General features: G+C 69.3%; 19 protein-coding genes. 13 read left to right on the top strand and 6 right to left on the bottom strand.

Annotated features, from left to right (window positions below; genetic code table 11):
* Positions 1 to 50 precede the first annotated feature (50 nt).
* Positions 51 to 1,610, bottom strand: a complete 1,560-nt coding sequence (gene xseA, locus L632_RS0121285) for an exodeoxyribonuclease VII large subunit (protein WP_028717569.1) — start codon at positions 1,608 to 1,610, stop codon at positions 51 to 53.
* Between the two features lie 109 nt (positions 1,611 to 1,719).
* Here xseA and purD point away from each other — a divergent pair, with 109 nt between their 5' ends.
* On the top strand, positions 1,720 to 2,982 hold the full coding sequence (purD, locus tag L632_RS0121280) for a phosphoribosylamine--glycine ligase (RefSeq protein ID WP_028711184.1): 1,263 nt from the start codon (positions 1,720 to 1,722) through the stop codon (positions 2,980 to 2,982).
* Between the two features lie 347 nt (positions 2,983 to 3,329).
* Positions 3,330 to 4,892, top strand: a complete 1,563-nt coding sequence (locus L632_RS0121270; protein WP_028711185.1) for a 2-isopropylmalate synthase — start codon at positions 3,330 to 3,332, stop codon at positions 4,890 to 4,892.
* A gap of 33 nt (positions 4,893 to 4,925) precedes the next feature.
* On the opposite strand, the gene L632_RS0121265 is transcribed toward L632_RS0121270, so the two are convergent.
* Positions 4,926 to 5,765, bottom strand: a complete 840-nt coding sequence (locus L632_RS0121265) for a putative rhamnosyl transferase (protein WP_028711186.1) — start codon at positions 5,763 to 5,765, stop codon at positions 4,926 to 4,928.
* 255 nt (positions 5,766 to 6,020) lie between these two features.
* On the opposite strand from L632_RS0121265, the gene L632_RS0121260 reads away from it, so the two are divergent.
* The 9 genes from L632_RS0121260 (at position 6,021) to L632_RS0121220 (ending at position 15,848) form a co-directional block, all read left to right on the top strand.
* The gene (locus L632_RS0121260) at positions 6,021 to 7,055 is read left to right on the top strand and encodes a rod shape-determining protein (RefSeq protein ID WP_028711187.1); all 1,035 of its coding nucleotides are present in this window, start codon (positions 6,021 to 6,023) and stop codon (positions 7,053 to 7,055) included.
* A gap of 13 nt (positions 7,056 to 7,068) precedes the next feature.
* Complete coding sequence (mreC, locus tag L632_RS0121255; protein WP_028717568.1) at positions 7,069 to 8,001, top strand: rod shape-determining protein MreC; 933 nt, start codon at positions 7,069 to 7,071, stop codon at positions 7,999 to 8,001.
* Positions 7,994 to 8,524: a hypothetical protein gene (locus L632_RS0121250; protein WP_028717567.1), complete on the top strand. Its 531-nt coding sequence runs from the start codon at positions 7,994 to 7,996 to the stop codon at positions 8,522 to 8,524. Before mreC ends, L632_RS0121250 begins: the two co-directional genes overlap by 8 nt.
* A 3-nt stretch (positions 8,525 to 8,527) precedes the next feature.
* A complete protein-coding gene (mrdA, locus tag L632_RS0121245) occupies positions 8,528 to 10,471 on the top strand; it encodes a penicillin-binding protein 2 (RefSeq protein ID WP_028717566.1) in 1,944 nt (647 codons plus the stop codon).
* A 3-nt stretch (positions 10,472 to 10,474) separates the two neighbouring features.
* Positions 10,475 to 11,617 carry a rod shape-determining protein RodA gene (gene rodA, locus L632_RS0121240; protein ID WP_028711191.1) on the top strand — a complete coding sequence of 381 codons (1,143 nt, stop codon included), beginning with the start codon at positions 10,475 to 10,477 and terminating at the stop codon, positions 11,615 to 11,617.
* A complete protein-coding gene (locus L632_RS0121235) occupies positions 11,595 to 12,542 on the top strand; it encodes a glyoxylate/hydroxypyruvate reductase A (RefSeq protein WP_232215643.1) in 948 nt (315 codons plus the stop codon). Before rodA ends, L632_RS0121235 begins: the two co-directional genes overlap by 23 nt.
* A 146-nt stretch (positions 12,543 to 12,688) precedes the next feature.
* Positions 12,689 to 14,110 carry a mannose-1-phosphate guanylyltransferase/mannose-6-phosphate isomerase gene (locus L632_RS0121230; RefSeq protein ID WP_028711193.1) on the top strand — a complete coding sequence of 474 codons (1,422 nt, stop codon included), beginning with the start codon at positions 12,689 to 12,691 and terminating at the stop codon, positions 14,108 to 14,110.
* 78 nt (positions 14,111 to 14,188) lie between these two features.
* Positions 14,189 to 15,187 carry an ABC transporter substrate-binding protein gene (locus L632_RS0121225; protein ID WP_036699118.1) on the top strand — a complete coding sequence of 333 codons (999 nt, stop codon included), beginning with the start codon at positions 14,189 to 14,191 and terminating at the stop codon, positions 15,185 to 15,187.
* A 55-nt stretch (positions 15,188 to 15,242) separates the two neighbouring features.
* A complete protein-coding gene (locus L632_RS0121220; RefSeq protein ID WP_028711195.1) occupies positions 15,243 to 15,848 on the top strand; it encodes a YitT family protein in 606 nt (201 codons plus the stop codon).
* 8 nt (positions 15,849 to 15,856) lie between these two features.
* Here L632_RS0121220 and L632_RS0121215 read toward each other — a convergent pair whose 3' ends face one another.
* Together L632_RS0121215 and L632_RS0121210 are read right to left on the bottom strand one after the other, a co-directional pair.
* The gene (locus L632_RS0121215) at positions 15,857 to 16,201 is read right to left on the bottom strand and encodes an arsenate reductase family protein (RefSeq protein ID WP_036699117.1); all 345 of its coding nucleotides are present in this window, start codon (positions 16,199 to 16,201) and stop codon (positions 15,857 to 15,859) included.
* 135 nt (positions 16,202 to 16,336) lie between these two features.
* Positions 16,337 to 17,635 carry a DUF3422 family protein gene (locus tag L632_RS0121210; protein WP_028711197.1) on the bottom strand — a complete coding sequence of 433 codons (1,299 nt, stop codon included), beginning with the start codon at positions 17,633 to 17,635 and terminating at the stop codon, positions 16,337 to 16,339.
* Positions 17,636 to 17,811: 176 nt separating this feature from the next.
* On the opposite strand from L632_RS0121210, the gene L632_RS0121205 reads away from it, so the two are divergent.
* Together L632_RS0121205 and L632_RS0121200 are read left to right on the top strand one after the other, a co-directional pair.
* The gene (locus L632_RS0121205; protein ID WP_028717565.1) at positions 17,812 to 18,321 is read left to right on the top strand and encodes a murein L,D-transpeptidase family protein; all 510 of its coding nucleotides are present in this window, start codon (positions 17,812 to 17,814) and stop codon (positions 18,319 to 18,321) included.
* 141 nt (positions 18,322 to 18,462) lie between these two features.
* Positions 18,463 to 18,729 (top strand): hypothetical protein, encoded by a 267-nt coding sequence (locus L632_RS0121200; RefSeq protein ID WP_028711199.1) that lies wholly within the window; start codon positions 18,463 to 18,465, stop codon positions 18,727 to 18,729.
* Positions 18,730 to 18,805: 76 nt separating this feature from the next.
* Here the strand turns inward: L632_RS0121200 and L632_RS0121195 are convergent, their stop codons facing one another.
* Complete coding sequence (locus tag L632_RS0121195) at positions 18,806 to 20,248, bottom strand: NAD(P)(+) transhydrogenase (Re/Si-specific) subunit beta (RefSeq protein WP_028711200.1); 1,443 nt, start codon at positions 20,246 to 20,248, stop codon at positions 18,806 to 18,808.
* A gap of 13 nt (positions 20,249 to 20,261) precedes the next feature.
* Positions 20,262 to 21,521 (bottom strand): Re/Si-specific NAD(P)(+) transhydrogenase subunit alpha (locus L632_RS0121190; RefSeq protein WP_028716961.1); only part of this gene is annotated, 1,260 nt, incomplete at its 5' end.

Genomic DNA, 21,521 nt, shown 5'->3' with positions numbered 1-21,521 from the left:
CGACGGGGTGCGCCAGGCGCTCCCCCCGGGATATTTGGGCAAGAAAGAAGCTAGAACAGGGATTTCTGGTCCCTGGGCTGCCTTGGCCTGCGGGCCGGCTTGGCCGGGGGCGCGTCGGGGCGCGCCGCCATGCGGCCATCGAGGAACTCGATCTCGAAGCGCGGGGTTTGCGCCGCCTCGGCAGCGGCGGTGATCAGGCCCGCGGGGCCGTGGACGACCGCGAAGCCGCGGCGCAGGGTCTCGCGATAGCCCAGCGTCTGGCGTAGGCGGTCCAGCCGCTCCAGCGCCTCGCGCCGCGGCGGCAGGAGGCGCGCGGCGCCGGCGGCAAGCCGCGCCGCGAACTGGTCAAGCGCCGCGCGGTCGCGGGCGAGCTGGCGGGCGCTGTCGGCCAGCATCCGCGACCGGGCGCGTTCCAGCCGCTGGCCCAGATCGGCCAGGCGCTCGGCCTTGCGCTGCCGCAGCCGGGCCAGGCAGAGCGGCAGGCGCTGCCGATGGGCCTGCAGCGCCTCGCGCCGGTTGCGCAGCATGGCGCGCAATGCCGAGAGCGACAGCGGCAGCGCGTTCAGCCGGTCGCGGCGGGCGCGCACGAAGCCGCGCAGCGCCGGTTCCAGCCGTTCGGCGAACAGGTCGAAGCGCTGCCGCGCCGGATCGGTCAGCGCCTGCGGCCGGCCGAGCGCCCGGCCCAGGTCGGCCAGCCGCTGGCGCTGGCGCTGGTTGCCGGTCTGGGCGGCGCGCATGATCCGCGCCCGCATCTCGGCCAGCCGGGCGGCCAGTTCGGCGCGCACCGGCACCGCCATCTCGGCGGCCGCGGTCGGCGTCGGCGCCCGGCGGTCCGCGGCGAAGTCGATCAGCGTGGTGTCGGTCTCGTGCCCCACCGCCGAGATCAGCGGGATGTCGCTGGCCGCCGCGGCGCGGACCACGGCTTCCTCGTTGAAGCCCCAGAGATCCTCGAGGCTGCCGCCGCCGCGCGCGACGATGATCAGCTCGGGGCGCGGGATCGGCCCTTCCCCGGGCAGCGCGTTGAAGCCCTGGATCGCGGCGGCGACCTGCGGCGCGCAGCCCTCGCCCTGCACCGCCACCGGCCAGATCAGCACCCGCGTCGGGAAACGGTCCCGCAACCTGTGCAGGATGTCGCGGATCACCGCGCCCGAGGGCGAGGTCACGACGCCGATCACCCGCGGCAGGTAGGGCAGCGGGCGCTTGCGCGATTCGTCGAACAGCCCCTCGGCCGCCAGCGCCTTGCGGCGCTTTTCCAGCATCATCATCAGCGCGCCGGCGCCGGCGGGCTCGATCTCCTCGACGATCAGCTGATATTTCGACTGGCCGGGAAAGGTGGTCAGCCGGCCGGTGGCGATGACCTCGATCCCCTCCTCGGGGCGGGTCGAGAGACGCGCGGCCTGGCCCTTCCAGGTGACGGCGGCGATGCAGGCGCGTTCGTCCTTGAGGTCGAAATAGAGATGCCCCGAGGAGGGGCGCGAGACGCGGCCGATCTCGCCGCGCACGCGGACGCGGCCGAACTCGCCCTCGATCACGCGCTTCACCGCGCCCGAGATTTCCGAGACGGTGAATTCATGGGCGTTGCTGGCGGGCGTGTCTTCGAAAAGCTCCATGGCCCGGTTGTGGCGCGGGGCGCGGGCGGGATCAAGGGGCTTGGGGGATTGATCCGGGCCGGGCCAGTTCCTAGAAGGCGCGGGACCATTCGCAAAGGGGCCTTTCCGCATGAACATCCTGATCCTCGGCAGCGGCGGGCGCGAACATGCGCTGGCCTGGGCGATCCGGCAGAATCCGAAATGCGACCGGCTGTTCGTCGCGCCGGGCAATGCCGGAATGGAGCCGCTGGCGCGGCTGGCGGATCTGGACATCCTGTCCGGCCCCGCCGTGATCGGCTTTTGCGAGGAGAACGCCATCGACCTGGTGGTGATCGGCCCCGAGGCGCCCCTGGCAGCGGGCGTCGCCGACGAGCTGCGGGCGGCGGGCATCCCGGTCTTCGGCCCGTCCAGGGCGGCGGCGATGCTGGAAGCCTCGAAAGCCTTCACCAAGGAGGTTTGCGACGCCTGCGGCGCGCCGACCGCCGCCTGGGCGCGCTTCGACGCCGCCGAGCCGGCGCGGGCCTATATCCGCGCGCAGGGTGCGCCCATCGTCGTCAAGGCCGACGGGCTGGCCGCCGGCAAGGGCGTGACCGTGGCCATGACCGAGGCCGAGGCCATCGCCGCCGTCGATGACGCCTTCGGCGGCGCCTTCGGCGCGGCCGGGGCCGAGGTGGTGATCGAGGAATTCATGGAAGGCGAGGAGGCGAGCTTCTTCGTGCTTTGCGACGGGGTGGACTGCCTGCCGATCGGCACGGCGCAGGACCACAAGCGCGTGGGCGACGGCGATACCGGACCGAATACCGGCGGCATGGGCGCCTATTCCCCGGCCCCGGTGCTGACGGCGGAGATCCAGGATGCGGTCATGGCCGAGATCGTGCGCCCGACCGTGGCCGAGATGGCGCGGCGCGGCACGCCGTTCCAGGGCGTGCTTTATGCCGGGCTGATGATCCGGGACGGGCGGGCGCGGCTGGTGGAATACAATGTCCGCTTCGGCGACCCGGAATGCCAGGTGCTGATGATGCGGCTGGGCGCCCAGGCGCTGGACCTGATCCTGGCCTGCGCCGAGGGCCGGCTGGGCACGGCCTCGGTCAGCTGGGCCGACGACCATGCCCTGACCGTGGTGCTGGCCGCGAAGGGCTATCCCGGCAGCCATGAGAAGGGCAGCGCCATCCGCGGGCTCGACGCGCTGGCCGAGGACAGTTTCCGCATGGTCTTCCATGCCGGCACCGCGCGCCGCGACGGGCAGATCGTCGCCACGGGCGGCCGGGTGCTGGCGGCAACCGGGCGCGGCGCCACCCTGGCCGAGGCGCATGCGCGCGCCTATGCGCTGGCCGATGCCATCGACTGGCCGGGGGGCTTCTGCCGCCGCGACATCGGCTGGCGCGCGCTTTGAGCTGCCGCACCGGCGGCACGGGCGCAGGAGTATTTGGAAAACGGTGAAGCAGGCGGCGGTGCGGGGCGGCAACGCCCGTGCCGGCTGCGGGGCGGGAAATTGCTGCGGCAGCGTGTTTTTCGTCTTTTCAAGCCGGTGGCGCGGGTCTTATAGTTCGCGCCATGACTCGGATGCAGCAGATCATTGCCACGGCCCCGCACGCGCATGATGGCGCGCGTATTGCCGTGAACCTCCGCGGTCTGCTTCTTCTTACGCTGCGCTGAGCGGGTCTTCCGGGCCGCCGCTCAGTCTGGTTCGCGCCCGGCTTGGCTTCTGAACCCCGAATTCCCGCGTAAGAAAGAACCGACATGACCGATCCGAACCGCGTCTTGATCTTTGACACCACCCTGCGCGACGGCGAGCAATCGCCCGGCGCCACCATGACCCATGCCGAGAAGCTGGAAATCGCCCAGATGCTGGACGAGATGGGCGTGGACATCATCGAGGCGGGCTTTCCCATCGCCTCGGAGGGCGATTTCGCCGCCGTGAGCGAGATCGCCAAGCAGGCGCAGAACAGTGTGATCTGCGGCCTGGCCCGCGCCCAGTTCCCCGATATCGACCGCTGCTGGGAGGCGGTGAGGCACGCCAAGCGCCCGCGCATCCACACCTTCATCGGCACCTCGCCCCTGCACCGGGCCATCCCGAACCTGGACATGGACCAGATGGCCGAGCGGATCGAGCAGACCGTGAGCCATGCCCGCAACCTGTGCGACGACGTGCAATGGTCGCCGATGGACGCCACCCGGACCGAGCACGACTACCTGTGCCGGGTGGTCGAGATCGCCATCAAGGCCGGCGCCACCACCATCAACATCCCCGACACCGTGGGCTATACCGCGCCGCGCGAATCGGCCGCGCTGATCCGCATGCTGCTGGAACGGGTGCCGGGCGCCGACGGGGTGGTCTTCGCCACGCATTGCCACAACGACCTGGGCATGGCGACCGCCAATGCCCTGGCCGCCGTCGAGGCCGGCGCGCGCCAGATCGAATGCACCATCAACGGGCTGGGCGAGCGGGCCGGCAACACCGCGCTGGAAGAGGTGGTGATGGCGCTGAAGGTGCGCCACGACATCATGCCCTATACGACCGGCATCGACACGACGAAGATCATGGGCATCTCGCGTCGGGTCAGCCAGGTCTCGGGCTTTCCGGTGCAGTTCAACAAGGCCATCGTCGGCAAGAACGCCTTCCTGCACGAATCCGGCATCCACCAGGACGGCGTGCTGAAGAATGTCGAGACCTTCGAGATCATGCGCCCCGCCGATATCGGCCTGAACGAGGCCAATATCGCCATGGGCAAGCATTCGGGCCGCGCTGCGCTGCGCTCGAAGCTGCGCGACCTGGGCTATGAGCTGGGCGACAACCAGCTGAAGGACATCTTCGTGCGCTTCAAGGCCCTGGCCGACCGCAAGAAGGAGATCTACGACGACGACCTGGTGGCGCTGATGCAGGACAGCGCCGCCAATACCGAGCACGATTACCTGCAGGTGAAGCACCTGCGCGTGGTCTGCGGCACGGACGGGCAGTCGGCCGACCTGACCATGACGGTCGGCGGCGAGGAGAAGACCGTCCATGCCACCGGCGACGGCCCGGTCGATGCCTGCTTCAACGCCGTCAAGGCGATCTGGCCGCACAAGGCGCATCTGCAGCTGTATCAGGTCCATGCGGTGACCGAGGGCACCGATGCCCAGGCCACCGTCAGCGTGCGCATGGAGGAGGAAGGCCGGATCGCCACCGGCCAGGCCTCGGATACCGACACCATCCTGGCCAGCGTGAAGGCCTATGTCGGCGCGCTGAACCGGCTGAAGGTGCGCCGCGACATGGTCGGCGAAGGTGCGGACGCCAAGCAGGTCAGCATGTATTCGCACTGATCCGCCGCGGAATGGCGTAAGAGGGGGCGGCTGTCAGGCCGCCCCCTTGCGTTCCACGAAGCCCAGGTCGACGCCCTGCAGGAAGGGGAAATCCTCGGCCAGCGCCTGCTGGAAGGCGTCCGGGTCCAGCCGCTGGAACCATTTCGGGAATTTCGCGACGATCGTGGCGACGGAATCGCCCTCGTCCCAGCGGGTCTGCAGATAGCCGAGCCCGCCGATATCGGTGAAGGCCGGGAAATGCTTGGGCAACTGGAAATGGTTGTAGGCATAGATGCAGCGGCCCGCGCCGCGCATCCGCACCGCCGCGCCGGCGCCCAGGAAGGGCTGATGCGCGCGCCAGTAGCTGATCGGCTCGCCCTCGTAGCTGCCCATGACCAGGCCCTGCGGATAGCTGATTGCGAAGGCCGGCAGGTCTGAAAAGCGCCTTGCATGGCCGCGGATGCGGGCGACATGGTGGCGGCTGAAGGCGTCGTCGTCGTCGACGCGGAACTGGATCACCGGCCGGCCGGCCGCATCGGCCGCCTCGCGCAGCGGCTCGCGCAGCGCGTTCACCGTCTCGCGCTTGTCCGAGACGATCAGCCGGATCTGCGGCAGGCCTGCGCAAAGATCGCGCAGCCGCTCCAGCCATTCGCGCGGCATCTCGGGCGAGGTCAGGATCCAGAAGCGGAAATCCGCGTCGGTCTGCGCCCTGACCGAGGGCAGGCAGAGCGTCTCGAAGGCGGCGAAGCGGCGCGCCAGCCGCTCGGGCGCGTAGAGCATGGCGCGGCGCCGCGCCATCAGCGCGGGGGCGTTGCCGCCCTGCCCGGCAGTCTCGGCCCAGTCGCATTTCCCCAGGAAGGAAAAGCGGCAGATCCCCACGATATCGTCCCGCAAACCCTGCCCCTTCCTGGCGACCAGAACCGGCGGCAGCCTAGCAGGCGGCGCTGCCCGGTCAAGCGGCGCGGCAGGGCCCGCGGATCGCCGCCACGACATCGGCGGAATGGAATTTTCTGGTTTTCCCCAGCCCGGCCCCGGCCTATATGTCCAACACCTTGGCGGGGGCGACTCGCCGGGGCAATCGGGCAATGTCCGTTCGCAAAGAACGGCGAAAACGGCCGTCATGGCAGGGACGGCAGAAGGGGTAGTCACATGGCCTTTGGCGGGTTGTTTTCCACCGATATCGCGATCGACCTGGGGACCGCGAACACGCTGGTCTATGTCAAGGGCAAGGGCATCATCCTGAACGAGCCTTCGGTCGTCGCCTATCACGTCAAGGACGGCAAGAAGCAGGTGCTGGCCGTGGGCGAGGACGCCAAGCTGATGCTGGGCCGCACTCCGGGCAGCATCGAGGCCATCCGGCCGATGCGCGAGGGCGTGATTGCCGATTTCGACAGCGCCGAGGAAATGATCAAGCATTTCATCAAGAAGGTGTTCAAGCGCACCACCTTCTCGAAGCCGAAGATCATCGTCTGCGTGCCGCATGGCGCCACCCCGGTCGAGAAGCGCGCCATCCGCCAGTCGGTGCTCTCGGCCGGTGCCCGCCGCGCCGGGCTGATCGCGGAACCCATCGCCGCCGCCATCGGCGCCGGCATGCCGATCACCGAGCCGACCGGCAGCATGGTCGTGGATATCGGCGGCGGCACCACCGAGGTCGCCGTGCTGTCCCTGGGCGACGTGGTCTATGCCCGTTCGGTCCGCATCGGCGGCGACCGCATGGATGACGCGCTGATCAACTACCTGCGCCGCAACCACAACCTGCTGATCGGCGAATCGACGGCCGAGCGGGTCAAGACCCAGATCGGCACCGCCCGCATGCCCGACGACGGGCGCGGTGCCACGATCATGGTGCGCGGCCGCGACCTTCTGAACGGCATCCCCAAGGAGATGGAGATCACCCAGGCCATGGTCGCCGAGGCGCTGGCCGAGCCGGTGCAGCAGATCTGCGAATCGGTGATGGTGGCGCTGGAGGCGACGCCGCCGGATCTTGCCGCCGACATCGTGGACCGCGGCGTGATGCTGACCGGCGGCGGCGCCATGCTGGGCGAGCTGGACCTGGCGCTGCGCGAACAGACCGGGCTGATGATCAGCCTGGCCGACCAGCCGATGAGCTGCGTGGCGCTGGGCACCGGCAAGGCCCTTGAATTCGAGAAGCAGCTGCGCCACGTGATCGATTACGACAGCTGAGCGGGTTCGGCCCATGGCGCGCAAGGGCCCTGATTACGCGGCTCCGGTCCGCCGCATCCTGGTTTCGCTGCTGGTGCTGTTCCTGCTGGCGGTGTTCCTGTTCTGGCAGATCGACAGCCCCAGGGCCGAACGCATGCGCGCGGCCTTCATCGACCGCTTCGTGCCCAGCTTCGACTGGGTGATGGCACCGGTCACCCGGGTCTCGCGCATGGTGGCGGGCTTCCAGTCCTATGCCCGGCTCTACGAGCAGAATCAGGAATTGCGCCGCGAGCTGCAGAAGATGTCGGCCTGGAAAGAGGCCGCCGTGCAGCTGGAGCAGGAAAACGCCAAGCTGCTGGCGCAGAACAGCGTGCGGATCGACCCGGCCCTGACCTCGGTCTCGGGCGTGGTGCTGACCGACAGCGGCACGGCCTTCCGGCAATCGGTGCTGCTGAACGTCGGCGCGCGCGACGGCATCCTGGACGGCTGGGCGACCATGGACGGGCTGGGGCTCGTCGGGCGCATCTCGGGCGTCGGGCAGACCACCAGCCGGGTCATGCTGCTGACCGATCCCTCCAGCCGCATCCCGGTGACCATCCTGCCCTCGGGCCAGCACGCGTTGCTGACCGGCGACAACACCGCCCTGCCGGCGCTGGACTTCATCGAAAGCCCCGAGAACCTGCGCCCCGGCGACCGGGTGGTCAGCTCGGGCGACGGCGGCGTGTTCCCGCCCGGCCTGCCGGTCGGCCAGGTGGCGCTGGCCAGCGACGGCCGGCTGCGGGTGCGGCTGGCCGCCGATTACGGGCGGCTGGAATTCCTGCGGGTGCTGCGCAGCCACCCGGCCGAGCAGCTCTCGGATACCGGACTGCTGATCCCGCCGCCGAGCGCCGATTTCATCGGCCCGCCGCTGCCGCCGCTGTCCGACCTGCAAGCGGCCACCGCCGAGGCCGAGGCCGCGGATGATTGAGCCGGCCCGCCGCCAGCGGCTGCTGGGACAGGCGCTGTTCGTGGCGCTGTTCCTGGCGATCCTGTTCTGGCGGCTGCTGCCGCTGGCGCCGGGCCGCATCGGCTGGCCGGGGCCGGACCTGGGGCTGTGCCTGGCGCTGGTCTGGGTGCTGCGCCGCCCCGAACAGGTCCCGGTGCTGACCATCGCCGTCCTGTTCCTGATCGAGGACATCCTGCTGCTTCACCCCATCGGGCTGGGCGCCGCGCTGGCCGTGATCGGCACCGAGGCCGCCCGCAAGCGCGAGCAGCGTTGGCGAGAGCTGCCTTTCATGGTTGAATGGTTGCGCGTGGCGATGCTTCTGGCCTTGATGATGGTGGCGAACCGCTTCCTGCTGGCGATCTTCTTCCTGCCCCTGCCGCCCTTCGGGCAGGTGATCCTGCAATACATCGCCACGGTCGCGGCCTATCCGCTGGTCGCGGGGCTTGCCGGCTGGGTGCTGGGCCTGCCGCGTGGCCGCGCCGAACGAGACACGAGGCATCGCTGAGCCATGCGCAAGTCGGAACGCGAAATCGCCGAAAGCAGCCGCCTCATCACCCGCCGGGTGCTGATGCTGGGGGCGATTCAGGCGGCGGTGGTCTCGGCACTGGGGCTGAAGCTGCGCTCGATGCAGATCGAGCATGCCGACCAGTATCGCATGCTGTCGGACGGCAATTCGATCAAGATCCGGCTGCTGCCGCCGGCGCGCGGGCTGATCTTGGACCGCAACGGCACGATCATCGCCGGGAACGAGCAGAACTACCGCGTCACCCTGACCCGCGAGGAGGCGGGCGACATCTCGACCGTGATCGCCCGGCTGCGCCACATCATCCCGATGTCCGACCGCCAGGCCGCCGAGATCCTGGAAGAGATCCGCAAGCGCAGCGCCGTCACCCCGGTGCTGGTCGCCGACCGGCTGAGCTGGGCCGAGTTTTCCTCGATCGCGCTCAACGCCCCCGCCCTGCCGGGCGTCACGCCCGAGGCGGGCCTGTCGCGCAGCTATCCGCGCGCCGGCGATTTCGCGCATGTGCTGGGCTATGTCGGCCCGGTCTCGGATTACGACCTGTCGAAGATCGAGGATCCGGACCCGGTGCTGCGCCTGCCCGAGTTCCAGCTGGGCAAGGTCGGCATGGAGGCCAAGCTGGAGGAGTCGCTGCGCGGCAAGGCCGGCTCGCGCCGGGTCGAGGTGAACAGCGCCGGGCGCGAGATGCGCGAGCTGTCGCGGCAGGAAGGCCAGCAGGGCGCCACGGTGCAGACCACGCTGGACGCCGGGCTGCAGAATTACGCCACCCAGCGGCTGGGCAACGAAAGCGCCGCCGCCGTGGTGATGGACGTGACCAATGGCGACATCCTGGCCATCTCGTCCTCGCCGGTCTTCGACCCGAACAAGTTCGTGCGCGGCATCTCGGGGCCGGATTACCGGGCGCTGATGAACCACGACCACCGGCCGCTGGCCGACAAGACCGTGCAGGGCGTCTATCCGCCCGGCTCGACCTTCAAGATGGTGACGCTGCTGGCCGGGCTGGAATCCGGGGTGATCAATCCCGGCTCGCGCTTCTTCTGCCCGGGCTATACCCAGGTCGCCGGCCGCCGCTTCCATTGCTGGAGCCGGGGCGGCCACGGCACCATCGATGCGGTGCGCAGCCTCGAACAGTCCTGCGACGTCTATTACTACGAGCTGGCGCAGCGCGTCGGCATCGACCGCATCGCCGCCATGGCGCGCAAGCTGGGCATCGGCGTGCGCCACGAGCTGCCGATGTCCGCCATCGCCGAGGGCATCGCCCCCGACCGCGCCTGGAAGCGGGCGCGCTATTCCCAGGAATGGCAGGTCGGCGATTCGCTCAACGCCTCGATCGGCCAGGGCTATGTGCTGGCCTCGCCGCTGCAACTGGCGGTGATGACGGCGCGGGTGGCGACGGGGCGGGCGGTGGCGCCGCGGCTGGTGCGCGCCATCGACGGCCAGGCCGAGCCGCTGCCGGAATGGCCGGAGCTGGACATCAACCCGCTGCACCTGCGCACGGCGCGGGCCGGCATGGACGCGGTGATGAACGGCAGCCACGGCACGGCGCGGCGCTCACGCATCATCGCGCCGGAATGGCAGATGGCCGGCAAGACCGGCACCTCGCAGGTCCGCAACATCACCGCCGCCGAACGCGCCCGCGGAGTGATCTCGAACGAGCAGCTGCCCTGGAACCGGCGGGATCATGCGCTGTTCGTCTGCTTCGCGCCCTATGACATGCCGCGCTATGCGGTCTCGGTGGTGGTCGAGCATGGCGGCGGCGGCTCGGCCGTGGCCGCGCCCATCGCCCGCGACATCCTGCTTTACGCGCTGGCGGACGGGCTGCCGCCGCTTTCCGCCTATCCCGAGGGCGAGCGCGCCAAGGTGCAGGAGATGTGGTCGCGCATGAACCTGATCCCCTCGGCCCGCAAGGGGCAAGAGCGCGCAAAGGCCTGACGCATGAGCTATCTCGACTATCACGTCGCACAGGTGCCGACCGGCTGGCGCAAGATCCTGCATCTGAACTGGCCGCTGGTCTTTCTGGTCACCGCCGTCAGCTGCATCGGTTTCCTGATGCTCTATTCCGTCTCGGGCGGCGAGATGGACCGATGGGCCGGGCCGCAGATGGAACGCTTCGCCGTCGGCATGGTGCTGATGTTCGCGCTGGCCTTCGTGCCGATCTGGTTCTGGCGCTCGATCTCGGTGGCCTCTTACGTGATCTGCGTGGGCCTGCTGATCCTGGTCGAGGTGATCGGCCATGTCGGCATGGGCGCGCAGCGCTGGCTGGTGCTGGGGCCGATCCGCATCCAGCCGTCCGAGCTGACCAAGGTGGCCTTCGTGATGACGCTGGCCGCCTATTACGACTGGCTGCCGGTCGAAAAGGTCTCGCGCCCGTTCTGGGTGCTGATCCCGGTGATCCTGATCCTGCTGCCGACCGGGCTGGTGCTGATGCAGCCCGACCTCGGCACCTCGATCATGCTGATCGCCGGGGGCGGCATCGTGATGTTCGCCGCCGGCGTCAGCCTGTGGTATTTCGCCGGCGTCGTCGCCATCGTCGTCGCCGGCATCACCGCGGTGATGGAGAGCCGGGGCACCGACTGGCAATTGCTGCACGATTACCAGTTCCGCCGCATCGACACCTTCCTCGACCCAAGCTCGGACCCGCTGGGGGCCGGCTACAACATCGCCCAGGCGCAGATCGCGCTGGGATCGGGCGGCTGGTCGGGGCGCGGCTTCATGCAGGGCACGCAGTCGCGGCTGAATTTCCTGCCCGAGAAGCATACCGACTTCATCTTCACCTCGCTGGCCGAGGAATTCGGCTTTGTCGGCGCCGGCTCGCTGCTGATGCTCTATGTGCTGATCCTGGGCTTCTGCATGTATTCGGCCCTGACCAACCGCGACCGCTTCGCCAGCCTGATGACCATCGGCATCGCCGGGACGTTCTTCCTGTATTTCTCGATCAACATGGCCACGGTGATGGGGATGCTGCCCGCCAAGGGCTCGCCCCTGCCGCTGGTCAGCTATGGGGGGACCTCGCTGATGATCCTGCTGATGGCCTTCGGCATCGTGCAATCGGCCCATGTCCACCGGCCGCGGGGCTGACCGGATGCGGGTGCTGTTCGCCGCCCCTGCCCGGCTGTGGGACGCCTGGGCGCCCGCCCTGCGCGCCGCCTGCCCCGAGATGGATCTGCGCCGCGACGGCGATCCGGCCGGTTTCGACGCGCTGATCTACGCGCCCGGCTATCCCGAGGACGGCGCCAGGCTGGATTTCACCCCCTTCACCCGCGCCCGCGTCGTGCAAAGCCTCTGGGCGGGGGTCGAGCGCATCGTGACCAACCCGACCCTGACGCAGCCATTGTGCCGGATGGTCGATCCGGGGCTGGCGCAGGGCATGGTGGAATATTGCACCGGCTGGGCGCTGCGGGCGCATCTGGGCATGGACCGCCATGCGCAGGACGGGGTCTGGCGCAACCACCTGACCCCGCCGCTGGCCGCCGGGCGCGGCATCACCGTGCTGGGCATGGGCGAACTGGGGCGGGCCGTGGCCTCGGCCTTGGCGGGGCTGGGGTTCCGGGTCACCGGCTGGTCCGCATCCGGCCGCGCCGTGCCGGGGATCGAGGTCCTGCCCGGCGCGGCCCTGCCCGAGGCCCTGCGCCGCGCCGAGATCCTGGTCTGCCTTCTGCCCGACACGGCCGAGACCCGCGACCTGCTGAACGCCGAACGGCTGGCGCTGCTGCCAGCGGGTGCGACGATCATCAATGCCGGGCGCGGCACGCTGATCGACGAACCGGCGCTGATCGCGGCGCTGGACCGCGACCCGGCGGCGCGCGCGGTGCTGGACGTGTTCCGGCACGAACCCTTGCCGCCAGAACATCCGTTCTGGCGCCATCCGCGCATCACCGTCACCCCGCATGTGGCGGCCGAGACCCGGCCCTCCAGCGCCGCGCCGGTCGCGGCCGAGAACCTGCGCCGCGCCATGCGCGGCCAGCCGCTGCTGCATCTGGTGGACCGGGCGCGGGGCTATTGACCGGCGGATTTGCCGCTTCGGGCCCGGCATGCTATTCCGGGGACCACGCCCCGCCGCCCTGACGGTTTGCGCAAGTTGCGCACGAAAGGCTGCCGGCGGATAACGAAAGCGGATGAAACGGCCTCCGGGCCGATGGAGCGATTTTCATGACGATCACCCCTGTTCTGCTGGCCGGAGGATCGGGCACCCGGCTGTGGCCCGTCTCGCGCAAGAGCTTTCCCAAGCAATTCGCGCCCTTGGTGGGCGAGGAAAGCCTGTTCCAGGCCTCGGCCCGCCGGCTTCACGGTCCGCGCTACGGCGCGCCGCTGGTGATGACCAATGCCGATTTCCGCTTCATCGTCGCCGAGCAGCTGGACCAGATCGGCATCGCGCCCGCGGCCATCCTGATCGAGCCCGCGGGCCGCAATACCGCGCCCGCCATCCTGGCCGCCGCGCTGAGCGCCGCCGAAAAGGACCCCGATGCGGTGCTGCTGGTCGCGCCCTCGGACCATGTGGTGCCCGATGCCGAGGCCTTCGGCCGCGCCGTCGATCTGGGCCTGCCCGCCGCGCAGGCGGGCCGCATCGTCACCTTCGGCATCGCCCCCACCCGGCCCGAAACCGGCTATGGCTACATGGAGGCCGAGGACGAGGGCGAGGGCCCGCTGGTGCTGAAACGCTTCGTCGAGAAGCCCGATGCCGAGAAAGCGGCGCAGATGATCGCGCAGGGCAATTTCCTGTGGAATGCCGGGATCTTCCTGTTTGCCGCCCGGACGATGGTCGAGGCGTTCAGGGCCCATGCGCCGGAATACCTGCCCCCCGTCGAGGCGGCGCTGGCCGAGGCCCAGACGGATCTCGGCTTCCTGCGGCTGGCGCCCGAGCCCTGGGAGCAGCTGCCCGACCGCTCGGTGGATTACGCGGTGCTGGAAAAGGCCGACAATCTGTCGGTGGTGCGCTTTTCGGGCTATTGGTCGGATCTTGGCGGCTGGGACGCGGTCTGGCACGAGGCACAGGCCGCCGCGCCGGCCGAACGCGGCGCCGTCACCGACCGACGCTCGACCGCCATCGATTGCGACAACGTGCTGCTGCGCTCGCAGGACGAGGGGATGGAGGTGGTGGGCATCGGGCTGAAGGACGTGATGGTCGTCGCCACCAAGGACGCGGTGCTGGTCGCCGGCATGGACCGCGCGCAAGAGGTCAGGAAGGCGGTCTCGGCGCTGAGGGCCAAGGGCGCCCGGCAGGCCGAGACCTTCCTGCGCGACCACCGCCCCTGGGGCTGGTTCGAGACGCTGGCGCTGGCCGACCGCTTCCAGGTCAAGCGCATCGTGGTCAATCCGGGCGGCGCGCTGTCGCTGCAATCGCATTTCCACCGTTCGGAGCACTGGATCGTGGTCAGCGGCACGGCGCGGGTGACGGTGAACGACACCGAGACGCTGGTGACCGAGAACCAGTCGATCTATGTGCCGCTGGGCGCCGTGCACCGGATGGAGAATCCCGGCAAGGTGCCGATGGTGCTGATCGAGGTGCAGACCGGCGCCTATCTGGGCGAGGACGACATCGTGCGCTACGAGGACATCTATTCGCGCGACTGACGCCGCTCGCGGCATCGTGCGGCGCGATTGCTTGCGCCGCTGAACCGGGCCGTCTAACCATGGCCGGCGATGAGACGGATGACGAAATCCCTGCTTCCCGCCCTGGCCCTGACGCTGGCCGCGCTGACTGCACGGGCCGGGGAACTGACCGTGCAGCTGCGCGGCCCGGCCCTGGCGGAATCCGCCGGCTTTCTGCTGGCCGAGGCGCGCGGTCATTATGCCGAGGAAGGGCTGACCGTCACCCTGCGCCCCGCCGACGGCGCCCCGCCCTTCGAGGCGCTGGCGCGGGGCGAGGCGGACCTGGCGGTGGAATGGCTGCCCACCGCGCTGGTGGCGCGGGAAAACGGCCTGCCGGTGGTCAATATCGGCCAGATCTTCGCCCATCCGGCGCTGCGGCTGACCTGCCTGCGCGAGACGGGCGTGGCCGGCGCCGCCGATCTGCGCGGCAAGACCATCGGCAGTTGGTTCGGGGGCACGGACTATCCGCTGCGGGCCTGGCTGAACCGGCTGGGACTGGTCCCCGACGACAGCCTGTCCGGCGTCGCGCTGCTGGCGCAATGGCCGGGCGCCGAGATGCTGCGCCAGAAGCAGGCCGCCTGCATCAGCACGCTGAGCTACGACCCGTTGCCGGGCGAGGGCCTGATCGAGCTCGACCCGCGGGACCAGGGCGCCTCGGTGCTTGAGGACGGGCTTTACGTTCTTGCCGGCCAGCTGGCCGGGCCCGAGGCCGAGGCGCAACTGGCGGGCTTTCTGCGCGCCAGCATGAAGGGCTGGCGCGAGGCGGCGGAAAATCCCGTGGAAACCGCGCGGCTGATCCTCGGCCCCGATCCGGACGAGGCGGCGGTGCAGCGGCAGGCCGCAATGCTGCGCCGGATCGGCCCGCTGCTTTCGGCCGGCGGGGCGCTGGACGAGGCGGAATACCGCCGCACGGTCGAGACCCTGCGCGTCGGCGGGTCCCAGGCCGTGCTGCGCCGCGACCCGAGCGACGCCTTCACCGCCCGGATCTCCCGAAGGGCCGCCCCGGCCGAGGCTGCCGCCGTTGCCGCCGAGGGACCCGACGTCACGCCCCTGCGCTGATCCGTCCCAGCCCGCCCCCCTTGCCGCCCCTCGCCGCCGCGGGCAAGAGGGGCGGATGAGCGACACATCTCCCCGCCGCCACAGTCCGATCGAGGACGCGCAAGGTCTGGCCTATGGCAGCTTCATGGCCGCGACCGGCGTGCTGCTGCTGACCCATCTGGGCTTCGTCACCGGACAGACGGCGGGGCTGGCGATCCTGATCTCCTATGCCACCGGCTGGGGCTTCGCGCCGGTGTTCTTCGTGGTGAACCTGCCCTTCTACTGGCTGGGCTACCGGCGGCTGGGGCTGGGCTTCATGCTCAAGACCTTCACCGCCGTGGCGGCGATGTCGGTCCTGGTCGCGGTCCTGCCGGCCGGGCTGGAATTCGGCCATGTCCATCCGGCGGTGGGCGCCGTCCTGGTCGGCTTCCTAACCGGTTCGGCGCTGCTGGCGCTGTTCCGGCACGGCGCCTCGTTGGGCGGGATCGGCATCGTGGCGCTGTATCTGCAGGACGCGACCGGCTTTCGCGCCGGCTGGACGCAACTGATCTTCGACGCCTGCCTGTTCCTGGCGGCGCTGATGCTGCGCGACTGGCAAAGCGTCGCCTGGTCCTTTCTGGGCGCGCTGGTGCTGAACCTGGTGATCGCGATCAACCACCGCCGCGACCGCTATGTCGTGTGAAGGGCGGCCTAGGCCGCCACCCCCAGCGCGCGCTTGACGTTCGCGGTCCAACCCAGCAGGCGCTTGTCGTCCTGGACGATGGCCGGGCGCTTCATCAGCGAGGGCTTGGCCGACAGCATCTGCAGGGGCGTGCCGGCGCGCTCCTCCTCGGACATGCCGCGCCAGGTCAGGCTGGCGCGGTTGACCAGCTTCTCGCCGAACTCGGCGATCATGCGCTGCCATTCCTCCCGGTCCAGCGGCACCTTGGCCACGTCGCGGAATTCGACCTGCCAGCCTGCGGCCTCCAGCTCGGCCTGCGCCTTCTGGCAGGTCGAGCAATGGCCGAGGCCATACATCATGAGCCGCCCCGCCATCAGACGAAGGGCACCAGGGGCACGCCGCAGGCCGCAAGGGCCAGCACCGCGCAAAGGGAAAGGGCCTGTCTCACCGATTCTCTCCTTCTTCGGGTCACGGATTGCGCGCCTTATCGGCCAAGCCCGCGGCCGGCGCTAGTGGCCGCTGCCGTCATGCAGCCGCGCCCGGATGCGCCGCATGCCCAGCCAGACGCCAAGCACCGCGACCGGCGTCAGCGCCGCGACCAGCACCGCCTTGTCGATATGCAGCGCATGGGCCAGCGGATAAAGCGCATAGCCCAGCAGGCCGACCGCGTAATAGCTGATCGCCACGACCGACAGCCCCTCGACCGTGTGCTGCAGCCGCAATTGCAGGTCGGCGCGGCGGTCCATGCGCTGCATCAACTCCTGATTCTGGGCGCTGCGCTGCACATCGACGCGGGTGCGCAGCAGCTCGCCGGCGCGCTCGCTGCGGTCCAGCATGGCCGAGAGCCGCTTCTCGGCCGATTTCGCGGTCCGCATGGCGGGCAGATAGCGCCGCGCCATGAACTCGGTCAGCATCTGCCCGCCGAGAAAGCGCGACTCGCGCAGCGAGGCGACGCGGTCCATGACGATGGCCTCATAGGCCGCATTGGCGCCGAAGCGGAAGGCGTGCTGGGTCGCCGCGCTCTCCAGCCGGGTCGAGACCGAGAGCAGGTCTTGCAGCACCGCGTCGGCGGGGCGGCTGTCGTCGCTCATGCCCTGGACGATGTCGCTGAGCTGCGGGTCCAGCGCGTTCAGCTGCCGGGTCAGTTCACGGGCGCGGCCCAGGCCCAGCATGGACATGGCGCGATAGGTCTCAAGATCCAGCAGGCGCTGGACGATGCGGCCGATCCGGCCCGATTGGGTACCGGGCTTGACGAACAGCGCAAAGCGCATCCAGCCGGCCGGATCGATGCGGAAATCGCCGGCCACCACCGCCGCCTCCTCCAGCACCCAGACCGAGGCCATGCTGTCGGCCGCGAACCATTCCGACAGGCGCGGCAGGATGTCGGCCGGATCCTCCGGCAGGATATCGACCTGGATCATCACCGCGGCAATGCGCTTGCCCGGCGCGTGGTGCTGCCAGTCATGCGGAAAGATCGCCCCGGCCGAGGGGTCGAAGGGCCGCGGCGGCAGGCCGGGCGCGAAGGCGGCATAGGTGACGAACTCGGTATGGCTTTCCCAGCGCAGTTGATGGCGGCCCAGCTGCGCCGCGTAATGCCCGGCGCTGGTGTCGGGGCGCGGCGCGCCGTGCCGGGCGCAAAGCTCGGCCAGATGCGCCACGTCCCGGGCCCGGTCGCGGTTGGCGGCGTCGCGCGGCTCCTTGATCGCCAGAAAGACCGCGGTGCAGGGCGCCCGAAGCCGCGGCGAGGGCCGGGCATGCAACTCGTTCACCAGGGCGTAACGCTGGGGGTGTTCGTCTTCGTCGTTCATGGCCGCATGATTAGCCGCGGCCATCTTTCCCGCAACAGGAAAGCCCGGCGATTTCGCGGCGCTGGCAAATCTGCCACGCCGCCGCCCGGCGCATCAGGATTTCGTGAAGCCTGCCGCATTGCCCAGCGGGCGCGGGACAGGCAAAATAAGGCAAAACACCGGATCGAGGGCATCGCATGACAGGCTGGCTGAGTCGCATCTGCGCCATCGCGCTTATCCTTGGGCTTGCCGCCTGCGCGCCCAGCAAGTTGAAGACCTATTCCGGCCCTCCGGTCACGCAGGTCGTGGTCAACAAGGGCGCGCGGCAGATGCTGCTGCTCAGCGGCAATACGGTGCTGAAAGCCTATCGCATCGGGCTGGGCAACGAGCCCATCGGCCACAAGCAGTTCGAGGGCGACGGCAAGACCCCCGAGGGGCTCTATTTCATCGACCGCCGCAATCCCGACAGCCGCTACCACCTGTCCATCGGGATCTCCTATCCCAATGCGCAGGACAAGGCGCTGGCGGCGGCCATCGGGCGCAGCGCCGGCAGCGACATCTTCATCCATGGCCAGGGCCCCGAGGGGCGGGCGCTCTCGAAGCTGCGCCACGACTGGACGGCCGGCTGCATCTCCGTCACCGATGCCGAGGTCGAGGATATCTACGCCATGGTGCGCGACGGCACGCCGATCCTGATCACGCCCTGAGCCTTTCGGCCAGCGGACGAACCGGGCCGGCGCGATACGCGCATGGCTTGTATGGCAGACCTGTTCAAAAGGGCATATACTCATCGCGGCCGCCGCGGATTAACACATGGCTGAAATGTTGATCCTCGAATGCCGGCACCCATGTATCTGCCCCCCATCATCCACGACGCCCTGATCGATTCGGCCGAGACCGAGGGCTATGTGCCCGGCACCATCGAAAGCATCATGCGTTTCGGACCGCATTCGCGCTGGCGGGCGGGGGCCATCGCCCAGTCGGGCGAGGGCTCGCTTGCGCTTGCCACGCGCTGCGCGCTGCTGATCCCGCGCAAGGGCAAGCGCACCCGCAAGCTGGCGCTGCATCCCGCCCTGCCCACCGATGTCATCAAGTCGATGCTGGATGCGATCTGAAGCCGGGACCCGGGACTAAAGGCGCGGATATGAAAAAAAGCGGGCCTCGCGGCCCGCTTTCGTCATTTCCCCCCCCTCACTCGATCATGGGCAGGAGCTGGTCGATGGATTTCTTTGCGTCGCCGTAGAACATGCGGGTGTTTTCCTTGTAGAAGAGCGGGTTCTCGATGCCGGAATAGCCGGTGCCCTGGCCGCGCTTGCTGACGAAGACCTGCTTGGCCTTCCAGACCTCCAGCACCGGCATGCCGGCGATGGGGCTGTTGGGGTCCTCCTGCGCCGCCGGGTTCACGATGTCGTTCGAGCCGATCACGATCGCCACGTCGGTCGAGGGGAAATCCTCGTTGATCTCGTCCATCTCCAGCACGATGTCATAGGGCACCTTGGCCTCGGCCAGCAGCACGTTCATATGCCCCGGCAGGCGGCCCGCCACCGGGTGGATGGCGAAGCGCACGGTCTTGCCCTTGGCGCGCAGCTTGCGGGTCAGTTCCGACACCGATTGCTGCGCCTGCGCCACCGCCATGCCATAGCCCGGCACGATGATGATCTCGTCGGCATCGTTCAAGGCCGCCGCCACGCTGTCGGCGTCGATGGCCACCTGCTCGCCCTCGATCTCCATCGCCGGGCCCGCCTCGCCGCCGAAGCCGCCCAGGATCACGCTGACGAAATTGCGGTTCATCGCCTTGCACATGATGTAGCTCAGGATCGCACCCGAGGAGCCGACCAGCGCGCCCACCACGATCAGCAGGTCGTTGCCCAGCGTGAAGCCGATCGCCGCCGCCGCCCAGCCGGAATAGCTGTTCAGCATCGACACCACCACCGGCATGTCGGCGCCGCCGATGCCCATGATCAGGTGATAGCCGATGAAGAAGGCCAGCAGCGTGATCAGCAGCAGCCACGGCACCGCCGGCCCGATCCCGGCGCAATAGAGGACGCCCAGCAGCACCGACAGCGCCGCCGCGCCGGCGTTCAGCATATGCCCGCCCGGCAGCTTGCGGGGCTTGCCGTCGATCTTGCCCGCCAGCTTGCCGAAGGCCACCACCGAGCCGGTGAAGGTCACCGCGCCGATGAAGATGCCCAGGAAGACCTCGACCTTCAGCATGGCGATCTCGGCCGGGGTCTTGTGCGCCAGCACCGCGGCGAAGCCCTCGAAATGCGCGGCGGCATCCGTGGCGCGGGCGCGGATCACCCGCGCCAGCTCGAACTGGGCGTTGAAGCCGATCAGCACCGCGGCCAGGCCGACCAGGCTGTGCATGGCCGCGACCAGCTGCGGCATCTCGGTCATCTGCACCCGCTTGGCGACATACCAGCCGACGCCGCCGCCGATGGCCAGCATGACCAGCGTCAGCCCCCAATTGCCATAGCCCGGCCCGATCAGCGTCGCGACCACCGCCAGCGCCATGGCCGCGATGCCGTACCAGACCGCGCGCTTGGCGCTTTCCTGGCCCGAGAGCCCGCCCAGGGACAGGATGAACAGCACGGCCGCGACCACATAGGCGGCGGTGGTGAATCCGTATTCCATGCGCCCTCTCCCCTTACGACTTCTGGAACATGGCGAGCATCCGGCGCGTGACCAGGAAGCCGCCGAAGATGTTGACGCCCGCCATCAGCACCGACAGCGCCGCCAGAAGCACCACCAGCCAGCCGCCCGAGCCGATCTGCAGCAGCGCGCCGACGATGATGATCGAGGAGATGGCGTTGGTGATCGCCATCAAGGGCGTGTGCAGCGAATGGCTGACGTTCCAGATCACCTGGAAGCCGACGAAGACCGCCAGCACGAAGACGATGAAATGCGACAGGAAGCTTGCGGGCGCGAACAGCCCCACCAGCAGCATCAGCACCGCGCCGGCGCCGAGCAGCGTCACCTGGCTGCGGGTCTGGGCGCGGAAGGCGGCGATTTCCTGCGCGCGCCGTTCCTCGGGGGTCAGTTCCTTGGGCTTTTCCTTGGGCTTCGCGGCGGCGATGGCCGCGACCTTGGGCGGCGGCGGCGGCCAGGTCACGTCGCCGTCATGGGTGACGGTCGAGCCGCGGATCACGTCGTCCTCCATGTTCTGGACGATGACGCCGTCCTTGCCCGGCGTCAGGTCCGAGAGCATGTGGCGGATGTTGTTGCCATAAAGTTCAGAGGCTTGCGCCCCCATCCTCGACGGGAAATCGGTATAGCCGATCACCACCACGCCGTTTTCGGTGACGATGCGCTCATCCGGGACGGTCAGCTCGCAATTGCCGCCGCGCTCGGCCGCCAGGTCGACGATGACCGAGCCGGTCTTCATCGCCGCGACCATGTCGGCGGTCCAGAGCTTCGGCGCGTCGCGGCCGGGGATCAGCGCCGTGGTGATGACGATGTCCATCTCGGGCGCCAGTTCGCGGAACTTCTCGAGCTGCTTTTCGCGGAACTCGGGCGAGGAGGGCGCGGCATAGCCGCCGGTGGCGGCCCCGTCCTGCACCTGGTCCTGGAAGTCCAGATAGACGAATTCCGCGCCCATCGATTCGATCTGCTCGGCCACCTCGGGGCGCACGTCGAAGGCATGGACCTGCGCGCCCAGGCTGACCGCGGCGCCGATCGCCGCAAGCCCGGCGACGCCGGCGCCCACCACCAGCACCTTGGCCGGCGGCACCTTGCCCGCCGCCGTCACCTGGCCGGTGAAGAAGCGCCCGAAATTGTTCGCCGCCTCGATCACCGCCCGGTAGCCGGCGATATTGGCCATCGAGCTCAGCGCATCCATCTTCTGCGCGCGCGAGATGCGCGGCACCATGTCCATGGCGATGGCGGTGACGCCCTGCTCGCGCGCCAG

The organism is Paracoccus sp. J39 (assembly GCF_000518925.1).
Lineage (GTDB): Bacteria > Pseudomonadota > Alphaproteobacteria > Rhodobacterales > Rhodobacteraceae > Paracoccus.
The sequence above is the reverse complement of the archived record's forward strand: the minus strand, read 5'-3'. Positions and strand labels throughout refer to the sequence as shown.

Coding starts and splice junctions, on each gene's coding strand:
- L632_RS0121210 (WP_028711197.1), bottom strand. CDS start 17,635: ATGAACGACGAAGACGAACACCCCCAGCGTTACGCCCTGGTGAACGAG.
- L632_RS0121250 (WP_028717567.1), top strand. CDS start 7,994: ATGATTGAGCCGGCCCGCCGCCAGCGGCTGCTGGGACAGGCGCTGTTC.
- rodA (WP_028711191.1), top strand. CDS start 10,475: ATGAGCTATCTCGACTATCACGTCGCACAGGTGCCGACCGGCTGGCGC.
- L632_RS0121220 (WP_028711195.1), top strand. CDS start 15,243: ATGAGCGACACATCTCCCCGCCGCCACAGTCCGATCGAGGACGCGCAA.
- L632_RS0121270 (WP_028711185.1), top strand. CDS start 3,330: ATGACCGATCCGAACCGCGTCTTGATCTTTGACACCACCCTGCGCGAC.
- L632_RS0121230 (WP_028711193.1), top strand. CDS start 12,689: ATGACGATCACCCCTGTTCTGCTGGCCGGAGGATCGGGCACCCGGCTG.
- L632_RS0121200 (WP_028711199.1), top strand. CDS start 18,463: ATGTATCTGCCCCCCATCATCCACGACGCCCTGATCGATTCGGCCGAG.
- xseA (WP_028717569.1), bottom strand. CDS start 1,610: ATGGAGCTTTTCGAAGACACGCCCGCCAGCAACGCCCATGAATTCACC.
- L632_RS0121205 (WP_028717565.1), top strand. CDS start 17,812: ATGACAGGCTGGCTGAGTCGCATCTGCGCCATCGCGCTTATCCTTGGG.
- L632_RS0121215 (WP_036699117.1), bottom strand. CDS start 16,201: ATGGCGGGGCGGCTCATGATGTATGGCCTCGGCCATTGCTCGACCTGC.
- L632_RS0121225 (WP_036699118.1), top strand. CDS start 14,189: ATGACGAAATCCCTGCTTCCCGCCCTGGCCCTGACGCTGGCCGCGCTG.
- L632_RS0121195 (WP_028711200.1), bottom strand. CDS start 20,248: ATGGAATACGGATTCACCACCGCCGCCTATGTGGTCGCGGCCGTGCTG.
- mreC (WP_028717568.1), top strand. CDS start 7,069: ATGGCGCGCAAGGGCCCTGATTACGCGGCTCCGGTCCGCCGCATCCTG.
- mrdA (WP_028717566.1), top strand. CDS start 8,528: ATGCGCAAGTCGGAACGCGAAATCGCCGAAAGCAGCCGCCTCATCACC.
- purD (WP_028711184.1), top strand. CDS start 1,720: ATGAACATCCTGATCCTCGGCAGCGGCGGGCGCGAACATGCGCTGGCC.
- L632_RS0121235 (WP_232215643.1), top strand. CDS start 11,595: ATGTCCACCGGCCGCGGGGCTGACCGGATGCGGGTGCTGTTCGCCGCC.
- L632_RS0121260 (WP_028711187.1), top strand. CDS start 6,021: ATGGCCTTTGGCGGGTTGTTTTCCACCGATATCGCGATCGACCTGGGG.